We start from the raw sequence: 12,756 nt of genomic DNA, 5'->3' as shown, positions 1-12,756 counted from the left end.
GGGTCCTTTTTCTTTTTTTATCATAAAACCGATAATCACGTCATAAGAAAGGGATGTTGTCAGCGGCCTTTTCTTTTATAATAGAGAAGAGACATAGAAAAAGGAGTGGAACGAAAATGAGATTATTCAGACCTGTTGGTAAAAAAGAACTTGAGTTGATTGAAAGAAGTGATTTCAGGGCATTTCCGCCAAGACTTCCCGAGCAGCCAATTTTTTATCCAGTACTGATGGAGAAGTATGCTGCAGAGATTGCAGAGCGTTGGAATACAAAGGACAGTATCTCCGGTTATGTAGGATATGTTACGAGATTTGAAGTTGATGATGCGTTTATCTGTAATTATAAAGTGGAACAGGCTGGTTCGCGTTATCATTTGGAATATTGGATTCCAAGTGAAGATCTGGCAGCATTCAATGAGAATATTATTGGTCAGATTGAAGTGATTCGAACGTTTAAAGGAGACAAATACAGCGAATAATGAAGAATAGGAGGATGTGTATATGCTAAGGTTAGTCCAGCAAGCGGATGGCTTGGAGCTTTATGAGTATTACAACAATTATCTGGTGGGAACAACACCCTATGATCATCAAGTATCTAAAATAAGCTGGGACAGAAGCTTTTTTGAAGATACAGATTACGATGGAGATAAGAAATACAAGGAGTTGGAAACCTACTGCAGCTTAGCGGCTGATGGAACAATCAATGGGTTTATTCAATGGGGGCTTTCGAGTTATGGTTATGATGAAGATGGAGAAAAAAACGTTGAGCGATCGACAGGTATTATTCGGCAGTTTCATTTTTTGAAGAATCAGAAAGCGGTTGGTAAAGAGCTGCTGGAAACGGCAATGGTATCCTTTCAGGAAAAAGGGGTGAAGATGTCCTATGCTTTCTTTCATGCACTGGGAATGACCTGTACAGGTAATCATGGAAAACTGCACGAATCAATGACAGAAGTGGCGGATCTTCTTTTGGAAAATGGATTCAGTGTTGAGCATACAAACGTTTATTATGTGAAAAACTTGAAATCATTGGTAGAGCACGAGGAGTGTTCATTAGCCATCAAGCAAGCGAAAAAAACAGAAAACCATACACTGATGCTGACCTTTTATGAGGAGGGACAGGCGGTAGGACAGGCTAATATTGCCTTTTTACCGGAGAACCCCATTGCTTATTTAAGGTGGATATTCATGCTGGATGACCATCAAAACAAAGGGTTCGGCACACAGGCACTCCAACTGATTTTTGCATTTCTTTCACAGGAGGGAATCATAGAGCTGCATACCGATACAGCTGATACAAATAAGCGAGCGCAGCATGTCTATGAAAAAAATGGTTTTGAGCATTCAGGAATCACCCGAAGCTATATGGTTATTTGAATGAGCAGTTGTTGAAGAAGGAGTGAAAGAAAAATGGTGGATAAGATGAAGACCTTCAAAACAGCACAAGAATTGAAAAAGGCTTTTCTTTCTTGGGCAGCAGTTGATATTTTATTAGAGGAGGAATATGCCTATCGTATCTATGAGTGGATTCCTAAGTGGACGGATGAGCTGTCCTTTGGGAAAATCGATAACGGTTCAGGAGATGAGCTAGTAGCTGTATTTGGTCCAGAGGATTGTATTGTCAAGGGCTTTGATCATGAATCGGCTCTTTCTCCTTATGCACAAGAAGAGTACAAAATTTATGCGGGTATTTATGATCAAACGCCTAAGAATCTGCTTGAGCGTCTAACTGATCCAGCTATTGAGTATGAGCATGTGACCTTCTGTTTCTGGCAAGAGGCTGGGGAGGAGTGGAAGAAGGGAGCAACGGTTATTCCCGAGGGGGCCGACGATGGAGAAGAATTTTTGACAGGCTATTTTCACACAACGGTCATGGAGCACAGTGCGTGGATTGAGGATTATTATGAGATAGAGATCAACCAGAAGCTGCAGACATTGATCCAGCATGTTTTTGCTCAAAAAGTAATCGATCGTGGATTTTTGTTTGAACATGGTTTTAACGAACGGGCAGAAAAGATCATGGAAGAACTAAAAGAGGTTGCTTATCCAGTTGCATAACGGTAGACTTTTAATATAGAAGAATAAAATAGTTTAGACAGGCTTCGAAAAAAGGTGCTGAAGGTATGATCAAAAGGAGGAATAAATGAGAAATAGAAGGATGTATTTTGTTCTGGTGCTTGCAGCTGTTTTTCTGGTGGGTTGTCAGGGAAATTCTGATAAGAATCAGGCATCAAAAGAAAGTTCAACGATCGAAACTACGGTAGTATCGGAAATGACAGAGTTGGAAAACGACTCATTTCGCATAAAACTTGAAATTCTAAAGGAAAATGCTGCTTCATACAAATCAACAGGTGACGTTTTAGACGAAGAAAAAATTCTGGCAACGATTCAGGAAATCTATACACTGAATCTATCAGATAGTCAAAAAGCTGAAGCAGATGAAGTGATTCAGCAGCTTCCAAAGCGATTTATCGAGTATCAACAAGCAATAACAGGAGTGGAATAAATAAAAAGGGGTAAGTACATGAAAAAGGTTTTGTTGTTAGGAATAGTATTGGCATTGTGTCCAATAAGTGCACGAGCTGAAAATGAGGGACCGACAGTATCTGACACTGTTGAAAGTTCCTATGAAGAAACTCGTGGGTCAGATGAAGAAGAACAAGAAACAGCTGAAACGAGTACCTCAAGCTCTGTCTTGCAGCAGGAGTCGACAGCGCAAGTAACAGGTTTTGGGGAAAGAAGCAGTCAGGAGAATGGATTAAGCAGAGCTGGTGAGTCAACGGTGGAGATTGATAAAACTGAACTCCCTAATGGGAAATTCAAACTGATTTTTATTCCGCAGAATTCACAACAGATCAAGTCTATTCGTGTACCGATTTGGTCTGATCCAAAGCAAAAGGATATCGTATGGTACTCTGCTGTCAGGCAGACAAATGGACGTTATGTTGTTGAGTTTGATTATAAAAAACATCAGTTCAACACAGGAAAGTATTCCATCCATGTCTATACAATGACCACTGATAACAAGACAAAAGTAACTGGAATCAGCCCGATAACAGTGAATCAGCCTGTAAATACGGATGCTGTTTTCAAGGCTGTGCCGATGCAGGATTATAAATACTATCGCTTGTCAGTAGAGCTAAAGAATCCCAATGTGCAAGGAGTCACTTTCCCTGCTTGGTCCGGGGCTAAGGGGCAGGATGATCTCCGTTGGTATACGGGGAAATATGATAGTAAAACGAAGCTTTGGTATGTAGATATTCCCATGGATAAGCATAAAGATGCAGGAGCTATGGTTGCTCATACGTATATAAATACATCTAAAGGCTTGAAATTTAACCGAGGGGATACGTTTATGGTTCCGAAGCTGGCATTTACTTCAGCGAAGATCGAACCGACAAATACTTCCGGACGATTCAAGGTAGTGCTTCAAGTGAATCAGCCGGGGCGTGTCGACCGAGTTCACGTGCCGATTTGGTCGGAAAAAAATGGGCAAGATGACATTAAGTGGTATTCGGCAGTAAAACAGTCGAATGGTTCGTATACTGTAGATTTTGATTATAAAAATCATAAGTATGACTTAGGTAAATATTTTGTCCATGCGTACCTATATTCCAATACCGGTCAGACATCGGCAATTTCTGTGGCTGATAATATACAAGTAAAAGAAGAGCCTATCAAAGGAGATTTGACCATAGCTGCAAGAAATACGACAAAAACAGTCTACCGAGCATCGGTCAAGCTGAATACAGCGGCTAAATCAGTGCTGTTTCCTACTTGGACAAATACAAGAGGACAGGATGACATGAAATGGTATCAGGGGAAATACGACAGTAAAACAAACACCTGGTATGCAGATATAGAGGTGAAAAACCACAGGGACGGCGGTTTGACACAAACGCACGTATGGGCTACAACAGCAACAGGTATGCGATTTGTGACAAACACAACGTTTAACATCTCAAAACCTGCACTGACTGAAAAAGTCATTGATATGTCTCAGGCAGAAAATGGTCAATTCAAATTGACGTTGACAGTGAATGAACCTGGGGCAATCGAGAAAGTCAGAGTCCCAATATGGACGAACTACAAAGGGCAAGATGATATAAAGTGGTATACAGCAGTAAGGCAAGCGAATGGGACATTTACATTGACAGTGGATACTAAGAACCATAATTATGAAACAGGTCGCTACGTGATCCATGCGTATATCTATGGGAAGAACGGACTGACCTCCGCCTATTCAGTCAGTGATAATTTGCAGGTGCCGAAGTTCAAACTTCATCCGAAAAATTTGAAGGTGGAACCAAAATCAGGCTCTAGCTCCCTCTACAGAATATCTGTAGAATTGCCCTCAAGTTCAAGGATCAAGAAAGTTAGATTCCCAACGTGGACCAATGTCATGGGACAAGATGATATCAAGTGGTATAATGCTTCGTATGATACAGCGAATAAAATCTGGTATGCGGATATAGATTTGCGAAAATCTCATTGGAATGGAACAAATTTGATTACTCATGCGTATGTAGATGTTGAAAAGGAAGGGCTGATGTTCTTGGGATCGATATCAAGCAATTTACCGGAAACTAGCTTGGCACAGTATATCAATCACAGAGGGAATCACAAAAAAGCACCGGAAAACTCTATTCCGTCATTTGAACAGTCCAATTATTTTGCTGCAGAAACAGATATTCAGCTGACTGCTGACGGTCGATGGGTAGTCATGCATGATGCAACAATCGACCGTATGACGAATGGCTCCGGCTATGTTGCGCAAATGACCTTTGATCAAATTCGGAATTATCGTATAGATGCAGGTAATAATGTGAATAGTTATTCCTCTGCAAAACTGGTTGTACCAACGTTGGAGGAGTTCTTAAGCATTTGTAAAGCCAAGGGGATCGTTCCAGTCATTGAAATAAAGATAGGGAGCGCTTCGGAAGAAAGCTACGATAATCTGATTTCGATTGTTGAACAATACGACTTTGGAGAAAATGTAAAATTCATTTCTTTTTATCTGGAACCGCTGCAGGCTGTTAAGAGCAGAATGCCGAATGCAAGCACGATGTACCTGACGGCAGATATCACGGACACCACGATAAAACAAGTGAAAGCTCTTGGTAATCGTTCCGGCTTGAACATTGTTTGGGCAAATGTGACGGCAGATAAAGTGAAGAAGGCCAAAGCTCAGGGCTTAAGTGTCGGAGCGTGGACAGTGCCGGAAAGTAAAATTACAGACATGCGGAATGCGGGTGTGGACTATATCACAACGGATGATTAGCAGTCTAAGCATTTTGTAACAGCATTTAAATTTTAGAACAAAGGCAAGAAATCAGTAGTGATCCTATACTGGTATCTTGCCTTTTTTATTGCACTCAAAGTGTAAGTTTAAGGACTAAAAATGAGTTCTGTCACTTATTTAATGTTCAGTTAATACTTTATATGATTGCCTGAAAGGTTCGATCAGTATGCTATAGATATGAATAAGAAATGTGTTGACTTCATGAATAAAAAATAAAGGAGCAGAAATATGTATTTTCGTATTATTCGAAACGATGTTTTACAAAGCAAGCTGATTACAGCAACAACGACGATTTTTATCACTGTTGCGGCAGTGTTGATCACGCTGGCAACGGTACTGAGTGTCAATTTATCCGGATCGATCGACAATCTTCTGGAACAGACGAAAAGCCCCCACTACATGCAAATGCACGGAGGAGAGATCGACAAGGAGCGCATGCAGAAATTTGCCGAGGGCAATCAATATGTGGAGAAATATCAAATCAGTGAATTTCTTAATATTGAAGGCGGAAAAATCCAAGTTGGAGACTACACCTTTGCAGATAACGTGCAGGATAACGGTATTGCAGTACAAAATAAGGAATTTGATTTCATGCTTGATTTGGAGAATCGTCCTATTCAGGTAAATCAAGGAGAAGTTTATGTACCGATCGCTTACGTGAAAGAGGGGCTGATCGAGGTTGGTGGTACGCTGACTATTGCCGGGAAAAAATTAAGTATCAAAGGTGCCGTGCGTGACGGACAGATGAATTCTAACTTTGCCTCATCCAAGCGTTTTTTAGTAAATGAAGCGGATTATGCAGACCTATTTTCAGAGGGAACCTTAGAGTATATTATTCAATTTCGTTTAAATGATCTAAGTAAGCTTAATGAGTTTGAGGCGGCGTACAGGAATGCGGATCTTGAGATGAATGGTCCTTCCGGAACTTTAGGCTTGTTTAAAGTTATCAATGCGATTGCAGATGGGATCATGATTGCTGTTCTTTTGATGGTCAGTGTGCTGGTAGTTGCTATGGCATTCATGTGTATTCGATTTACCTTACTGGCAAAAATTGAAGAGGATTTCAAAGAAATTGGCGTGATGAAAGCCATCGGGCTACAGGTTAGAGACATCAAGAAAATCTATCTGGCGAAATATGCGCTGGTTGCTTTAGTTGGCGGCCTAGCGGGGTACCTGCTGTCTATTCCACTGAGCCGACGCTTATTGGATGATATAAAACTAACGATGGGAGAAAGCGGCAAGGAAGGTTTCAGCCGACTAATAGGAGTTGCCGGTGTGGTTCTTCTATTGATTCTGATTCTTTCTTACGTGTATCTGTTATTGAACCGCTTCAAGAAGGTTTCTGCTGTAAAAGCGATTCGTACGAATGGCTCAGATGAAAAAATATCTAACCGAAAACCAATCAGTCTGCGTGCCTTCAACTGGCTTCCAACAAATTCATTCATGGGCTTAGTTGATGTTATCAGTCGCAAGAAAATGTATCTCACTATGCTGCTGGTATTTATGCTGGCATCCTTCATCATGATCGTTCCGGGGCTTACTTATCAGTCAATGTCCTCTGATTCATTCACAGAATATCTTGGCTATGGTCAGATGGATATGATGGCCAGTCTCTATATGGATGAAGAGTCAGACATGCATGCAAAGCTGTTGGAAACAAAGCTAGCCTCAGATGAAGAAATTGAAGCATATAACGAAATTACAACCAAACCCTTCAAAGTTAAGAAGCAAGCTGGCGCAGACAGTATTTTAACGATTGAGCTGGGGGATCACAACAGCTTTTCAGTGGAGTACACAGAAGGAAAAGCACCAATCAAAGAAGATGAAATCGCGCTATCTCAACTGAATGCGGAAGAATACCAAAAGAAGTTAGGAGATACGATCACGATTGTTCAAAACGGCAAGGAACGGGAACTGATTTTATGCGGTGTCTATTCCAACATTTTCAATGGTGGAAAAACGGCAAAAGCGGCATTTACCGATACAACAACAGAGACGATGTGGAGAAGCTATTTCATCAAACTGACAGAGCCGGAGAAGGCAGAAGAAAAATTGAATGAGTATAAGGCAGAATTACCATTTGCTAAGATATACAATGTTTCGCTGTACAAGGAACAGATTTTCGGCCCAACGATTCGGTCACTGGGAATGCTGGCGATTGGTTCAATCGCTGTAGCCTTGCTTATAACAGGGCTAATAACCTCATTGTTCATAAAGCTTTTAATTGTAAGGGACAAAAAAGAAATCGCAATACTGAAAGCAATCGGTTATACCAATAAAGATATCTCTATTCAGTACCTTTCCAGAAGTGTGATCGTTTTAGTCTTGGGACTACTTGCGGGAACGTTATTGGCAAGCACCTTGGGGCCAGTTTTAGCAGGCTTGATGATGTCTATGATGGGGATGACAGCATTTGAATTAAGCGGTAGTCTGCTGATTTATCTCGGCTGTCCGATCCTAATGCTTCTTACGACAATCTTTACAACCAAGATTGTCAATAAACGAGCAGGCGCAATCAATATAGCAGAAAATTTGAAGGAGTAAAAAATAATGGAAAAACTAATAGCAGGAAAAGGAATCATCAAAACATTTGGCGAGGAGACAGAAAAAGTAAAGGTATTGAATGGTGTCGATGTAGCGATCTATAAAGGCGAATTTGTCTCAATCATGGGGGCTTCCGGTTCTGGTAAGTCCACATTGATGTATGCCTTGAGTGGAATGGATACAGTGGACGATGGAACAGTGGATTTTCAGGAGCAGCGATTAAATGATATGGAGGAAGAGGCTCTCGCAAATTTGCGAAGAAGCCAAATGGGTTTTATTTTTCAACAACCAACATTGCTGAAAAATCTTTCAATCTTGGATAATATTGTCTTGCCGATGATGCGGGACAAACGAAATGAGCCGCAGGAAGTGTTCAACCGCGCTGAACGCTTGATGGAAAAGGTAGGAATCGAAGAATTGGCTGATCGAAGAATCACACAGGTTTCCGGCGGTCAGCTGCAGCGGGCGGGAATCTGTCGTGCCTTGGTGGGAGAGCCGGATATTCTATTTGGCGACGAGCCTACAGGAGCACTGAATTCAAAAGCAGCACAGGAAATCATGAACATCCTGATCCGGATCAATCGTGAGGGAACAACGGTCCTGATCGTGACCCATGATGTAAAGGTGGCGGCCCAAAGCGAGCGAGTTTTGTTCATGGAGGACGGGCGTATCACAGATGAGCTGTTTTTAGGAAAATATGCGGAGCGAGAGCTGGAACAAAGGATGGAGCAAGTCAATGCTAAAATGTTGGAGACAGAGGTGTGAGACTGAAAGCTGTAAGACGAAGACTATAGAAACACACCCCGAAGCTCCAAGCTATTGAAATAGTCAATATCACATAAGTGATCAGAAGAATACAAGCGCAGGGGACAAAGAGATGTTTACCTGCGCTTTACATAATTACTGGATGAGAATATCCGAATGCAGCATCTTTTTTCGAGAAACAAGAGAAGCCTCTCGTGTTTTATTGTAAAATGGTAGGTGGGACAAGGAACCACGCAGCGGAAAAAGCAGTTGCTATTGTTTTAGGTCAAAAGTAAGAAGCACTTGTTCTGCAATCATTCATACAATCATAGGAAATGTTGTCGCATAAGACAGAGATAGGAATAGGAGAAAATGATATGGGGTATCAAATACTGGCAGTCGATGATGAGAAGGAAATTATCAAGCTGCTGAAACTATATTTGGAACGGGACGAATTGACTTTGTACGAGGCATACAACGGGAAAGAGGCGCTGGCAGTTCTGGAAGAGAAGCAGATCGATCTATTGATCGTTGATATCATGATGCCTGAAATCAGCGGCTTTGAGCTGATCAAGCGAGTAAGAAAGAACAGTAATATACCGATCATGGTCATTTCCGCCTGTGTGGAATCCTCTGATCGTATTTTTGGGCTGGAGCTGGGGGCCGATGATTACATCGTTAAGCCCTTTGATCCTTTGGAAGTCGTTGCGCGAGCTAAGGCGCTCCTGCGTCGTTTCAATACATTGGGCTCCAACAAGGAAACGGCTTTATCCCAGATTTTGGTAGGAGAGCTGAAGCTGGATACATATGCATGTACGGTTCAAAATGACGGTGGAGAAATCATCGAGCTGTCAGCTGTCGAATTTCGTGTGTTGAAGCTCTTGATGGAGAACCCAGGCAGAGTTTTCACTCGAGAACAGATTTTTGAACATGGCTGGAAGGATGAAATCGTTAGTGATAACAGTATTCGAGTGATGATGAGCAAGCTGAGGGAAAAAATCGGTGCTGAAAAAATCAAGACGATCAGAGGTTTAGGGTATCGATTGGAGAAGAGCCATGAAGGATCTTAGAAATGCTATTTTAAAACGATTTGTCCTTTTCTTTATGCTGTTGTCCATTGTCGTATCGTTGCTTGACAGCGTTGCTTTTGAGTATGGACAATACTTTCTAGCTGAAGAATATCGACTGTACTCTTTGGTGGTTGGTGCTGTTTCCCAAGTGCTGGCAGTAGCTTTGTTCTCGTATCTATTCTATCGCTCGATCGATAAGAAAATCACAGAAAAGAGTCACGAAATTGCGAAAGCTCAAACACTTCTATTTGCCAATATCGCCCATGATTTGAAGACGCCATTAACAAGTATCAACGGCTTTTCAAAAGCACTACATGAAAATGTGGCTACCTCTGAGGAAGAAAAAGAGGAACTGGCGCTGATCATTCATCAGAAGTCTGAAGCAGCCAATGACTTACTGGATTTACTGTTTCAGTACACAAAGCTAAGCTCTGACGAATTCCGATTGAAGAGAGAGGCGCTTGACGTGAATTACTTGCTGAAGGAGACGGTGGCAGAGGTTTATGACATTATAGAGGAGTATTCCGTTGAGCTGATACTGTGTATTCCAGATGAGGAAAATATGTATTCAGTGGATAAGCTGGAAATGAAGCGGGTGTTTACGAATCTGATTGTTAATGCCTGTCGCCATAATCCGGCTGGAACGACCTTGCTTGTTGCTGTTGAAGATAAAGACGGACAAACGGAAATCATTTTTGCAGATAATGGGACGCCAATACCGGAGGTTCAACGAGAGCAGCTGTTCAAGCCTTTCGTCAGCGAGAATCAAACCGAGCGGAATTTTCACGGAAGCGGCTTAGGTTTGGCCATTTCAAAAACGATTGTTGATAAGCATGGATTTACGCTTGAATTGAATCACGAAGTCAGCGAGTATACGAAAAAATTTGTCATTACAATGTATAGGAATCCTATTAAATAAATAGTAATTGCTTGTATTCCTTTGTTAAATAACTTAAGCGAAGGTCACTTTCCTGTGATGAATTTTTAGTATGAAGGGAATCTCTTTATCAAGATTTTTTAGCCTTAACTACAGGAGAGTGGGACAATAGTCTGTTGCCGCTCTTTTCCATACCCTAAATCCGAATAAACGGCGAGTCAGAAGTAGCTCCTACGACAATAAGCCGGAATTCAACAAAAATTTGTGAAACAATTTTCGTGAATTCCGGCTTATTGCTTGTAGCTAAACACTTCTGTCTCAGCCTCTTACTTGTCGTTCAGTGAAAGTTCTAAATGGGTATATCATGTATTTATGCAGAGAATAGATGTTGAAAAGCAGCTGCTTGGTATTTTGAGCTAACTATATCTGTCCTGACTGTGTGGTATACGTGCTCTCTAATTATTATGTAAGAGGAGAGGACAAACCTTTTGCAGGGCCTTATAATAAAGTCTATAAATACTATTGGAGATGATGAAAATGGACTGGATAGAAAAAATGAATGCAGCGATTCTCTACATTGAGGAACATATTACAGATACATTAAGTGCCGAAGATATTGCTAAAATAGCTGACTGCTCTTCGTATCATTTTCAGCGAATGTTTGCTTATATGACGGGCAGCCCCTTATCAGAATATATCCGACGCAGAAGAATGTCTTTGGCAGTAGCTGATTTAAAAAGCGATGATATGAAAATCATAGATGTAGCATTAAAGTACGGATATAGCTCACCCACTGCATTTAATCGTGCCTTTCAAAGCGTACATGGAGTAGCGCCTTCACTTGTTAAATTAGATGGTGTATCGGTCAAATCCTATGCACCTCTTAGCTTTCAAATGGTGATAAAAGGAGTGGACAGTCTGGATTTCAGGATTGAGAAAAGAGAAGCCTTTCGTGTCGTTGGTATTTCTATTCCGCTTTTTGGTGATTTTGAAGGGATGGACGAGCCGATCAAACAAATGTGGGAAATAGCTGAGGCTAATGGTACCATCCAGCAACTAAAGGGGTTAATGGGAAAAGAAGCATCGGGATTACTTGAAGTGATGATGCCGGATGAACATACTGAAAGTTGGCGCTATTTGATTTCGGTTGCAACCGATGCACCTATAGAGGAGCCGTTAGAAGAATATTTTGTCGACGCATATACTTGGGCAATTTTTTCATACGAAGGAAAAACCATTGAAGAAACTCAAGACTTGGGAGAGCGTGTGATTTCAGAGTGGCTGCCAACAAGCGGATACGAATATGATAACGGTCCTGATATCTCAGTTCATGCTAAAGATGGCAAAGAGGGAGCCATTCTTGAGTATTGGATGCCGATCAAAAAATAAGTAAAAGCGAGGTTAAAATACGATGATAGATTTTAAAAAGGATAAAAATATAGAGCCGTCTGATGAAAATTTAAGTATTGTTTTAGGAAATAGCTTTTCTGCATATAAAACACTGGCAGACAAGTTAGCAGATTTTGATGTTGATTTAGAGTGGCGTTTCTATAGGGATGGCGGTTGGTTGGCAAAGGTAACTCGGAAGAAAAAAACAATATTTTGGGGAGAAGCAGTGAAAGGTCATCTTACGATTGCGTTTAATTTCAACGAAAGAAACAAACAAGGTGTTTTGGAATTAGATATAGCAGATGATTTAAAACGAATGTTTTCAAATACTCCGCCCAATGGCAGTAAGATAACCTCGCTTAAAATCGATATTTATAGCGAAAGTGAATTACCCGATGTTTATCAATTGATAGATTATAAAAAGAGGGCGAAGTAAAGGCAGTAAATTCCATGAATCAGCTACAGGATGAATGATGATCCTGCAGCTGATTTTTTAGTTTTTCCAATTTTTGAACATTGCACAAGTGTTACACTTGTGTTAATATATGTTTAAATAAATCTAAACTTATGGAGAGCAAGTATGGCAACAGATAAAAATCGTGTAATGATCAGCCTAGATGATAAAAATCTGGAAAAGCTAGAACATTTGGTTGAGGACGCTCGTGATCGACGAGGATTACGCCTGACAAAATCACAGGTGATTGAATTATTGCTAAACACAGTAGAAACCTTTGATGATGTTATGGGGAATATCAAGAACTGATTGAAGCTAGGAGAAAATTCTCCTTCTTTTTTATTGAATGAGTGTTGCACTTGTGAATCACTAGTGAAAG

At 40.9% G+C, this 12,756-nt stretch carries 12 protein-coding genes; all 12 read left to right on the top strand.

Annotated features, from left to right (window positions below; translation table 11 throughout):
• Positions 1-116 precede the first annotated feature (116 nt).
• The 12 genes from I6N96_RS08100 (at position 117) to I6N96_RS08045 (ending at position 12,686) form a co-directional block, all read left to right on the top strand.
• Positions 117-476 (top strand): hypothetical protein, encoded by a 360-nt coding sequence (locus I6N96_RS08100; protein ID WP_209557059.1) that lies wholly within the window; start codon positions 117-119, stop codon positions 474-476.
• A gap of 22 nt (positions 477-498) precedes the next feature.
• Positions 499-1,374 carry a GNAT family N-acetyltransferase gene (locus tag I6N96_RS08095; protein WP_209557058.1) on the top strand — a complete coding sequence of 292 codons (876 nt, stop codon included), beginning with the start codon at positions 499-501 and terminating at the stop codon, positions 1,372-1,374.
• A gap of 33 nt (positions 1,375-1,407) precedes the next feature.
• On the top strand, positions 1,408-2,055 hold the full coding sequence (locus I6N96_RS08090) for a hypothetical protein (protein WP_209557057.1): 648 nt from the start codon (positions 1,408-1,410) through the stop codon (positions 2,053-2,055).
• An 85-nt stretch (positions 2,056-2,140) separates the two neighbouring features.
• A complete protein-coding gene (locus tag I6N96_RS08085; protein WP_209557056.1) occupies positions 2,141-2,503 on the top strand; it encodes a hypothetical protein in 363 nt (120 codons plus the stop codon).
• 18 nt (positions 2,504-2,521) lie between these two features.
• Positions 2,522-5,278 (top strand): GBS Bsp-like repeat-containing protein, encoded by a 2,757-nt coding sequence (locus tag I6N96_RS08080; RefSeq protein ID WP_209557055.1) that lies wholly within the window; start codon positions 2,522-2,524, stop codon positions 5,276-5,278.
• A gap of 249 nt (positions 5,279-5,527) precedes the next feature.
• A complete protein-coding gene (locus I6N96_RS08075) occupies positions 5,528-7,843 on the top strand; it encodes an ABC transporter permease (protein WP_209557054.1) in 2,316 nt (771 codons plus the stop codon).
• Positions 7,844-7,849: 6 nt separating this feature from the next.
• A complete protein-coding gene (locus I6N96_RS08070) occupies positions 7,850-8,608 on the top strand; it encodes an ABC transporter ATP-binding protein (RefSeq protein ID WP_209557053.1) in 759 nt (252 codons plus the stop codon).
• Positions 8,609-8,964: 356 nt separating this feature from the next.
• Positions 8,965-9,657: a response regulator transcription factor gene (locus tag I6N96_RS08065; RefSeq protein ID WP_209557052.1), complete on the top strand. Its 693-nt coding sequence runs from the start codon at positions 8,965-8,967 to the stop codon at positions 9,655-9,657.
• Positions 9,644-10,576, top strand: a complete 933-nt coding sequence (locus I6N96_RS08060) for a sensor histidine kinase (protein ID WP_209557051.1) — start codon at positions 9,644-9,646, stop codon at positions 10,574-10,576. The genes I6N96_RS08065 and I6N96_RS08060 overlap by 14 nt, the downstream gene beginning before the upstream one ends.
• A 495-nt stretch (positions 10,577-11,071) precedes the next feature.
• Positions 11,072-11,923, top strand: a complete 852-nt coding sequence (locus I6N96_RS08055) for an AraC family transcriptional regulator (protein WP_209557050.1) — start codon at positions 11,072-11,074, stop codon at positions 11,921-11,923.
• A 22-nt stretch (positions 11,924-11,945) separates the two neighbouring features.
• Positions 11,946-12,359 (top strand): DUF3788 family protein, encoded by a 414-nt coding sequence (locus I6N96_RS08050; protein WP_209557049.1) that lies wholly within the window; start codon positions 11,946-11,948, stop codon positions 12,357-12,359.
• 144 nt (positions 12,360-12,503) lie between these two features.
• A complete protein-coding gene (locus tag I6N96_RS08045; protein ID WP_086350614.1) occupies positions 12,504-12,686 on the top strand; it encodes a CopG family transcriptional regulator in 183 nt (60 codons plus the stop codon).
• Positions 12,687-12,756: the final 70 nt, after the last annotated feature.

The sequence above is a fragment of the Enterococcus larvae genome, from assembly GCF_017830045.1.
GTDB lineage: Bacteria > Bacillota > Bacilli > Lactobacillales > Enterococcaceae > Enterococcus_L > Enterococcus_L larvae.
This window is presented reverse-complemented; position numbering and strand designations above follow the sequence as displayed.

Coding starts and splice junctions, on each gene's coding strand:
- I6N96_RS08100 (WP_209557059.1), top strand. CDS start 117: ATGAGATTATTCAGACCTGTTGGTAAAAAAGAACTTGAGTTGATTGAA.
- I6N96_RS08095 (WP_209557058.1), top strand. CDS start 499: ATGCTAAGGTTAGTCCAGCAAGCGGATGGCTTGGAGCTTTATGAGTAT.
- I6N96_RS08090 (WP_209557057.1), top strand. CDS start 1,408: ATGGTGGATAAGATGAAGACCTTCAAAACAGCACAAGAATTGAAAAAG.
- I6N96_RS08085 (WP_209557056.1), top strand. CDS start 2,141: ATGAGAAATAGAAGGATGTATTTTGTTCTGGTGCTTGCAGCTGTTTTT.
- I6N96_RS08080 (WP_209557055.1), top strand. CDS start 2,522: ATGAAAAAGGTTTTGTTGTTAGGAATAGTATTGGCATTGTGTCCAATA.
- I6N96_RS08075 (WP_209557054.1), top strand. CDS start 5,528: ATGTATTTTCGTATTATTCGAAACGATGTTTTACAAAGCAAGCTGATT.
- I6N96_RS08070 (WP_209557053.1), top strand. CDS start 7,850: ATGGAAAAACTAATAGCAGGAAAAGGAATCATCAAAACATTTGGCGAG.
- I6N96_RS08065 (WP_209557052.1), top strand. CDS start 8,965: ATGGGGTATCAAATACTGGCAGTCGATGATGAGAAGGAAATTATCAAG.
- I6N96_RS08060 (WP_209557051.1), top strand. CDS start 9,644: ATGAAGGATCTTAGAAATGCTATTTTAAAACGATTTGTCCTTTTCTTT.
- I6N96_RS08055 (WP_209557050.1), top strand. CDS start 11,072: ATGGACTGGATAGAAAAAATGAATGCAGCGATTCTCTACATTGAGGAA.
- I6N96_RS08050 (WP_209557049.1), top strand. CDS start 11,946: ATGATAGATTTTAAAAAGGATAAAAATATAGAGCCGTCTGATGAAAAT.
- I6N96_RS08045 (WP_086350614.1), top strand. CDS start 12,504: ATGGCAACAGATAAAAATCGTGTAATGATCAGCCTAGATGATAAAAAT.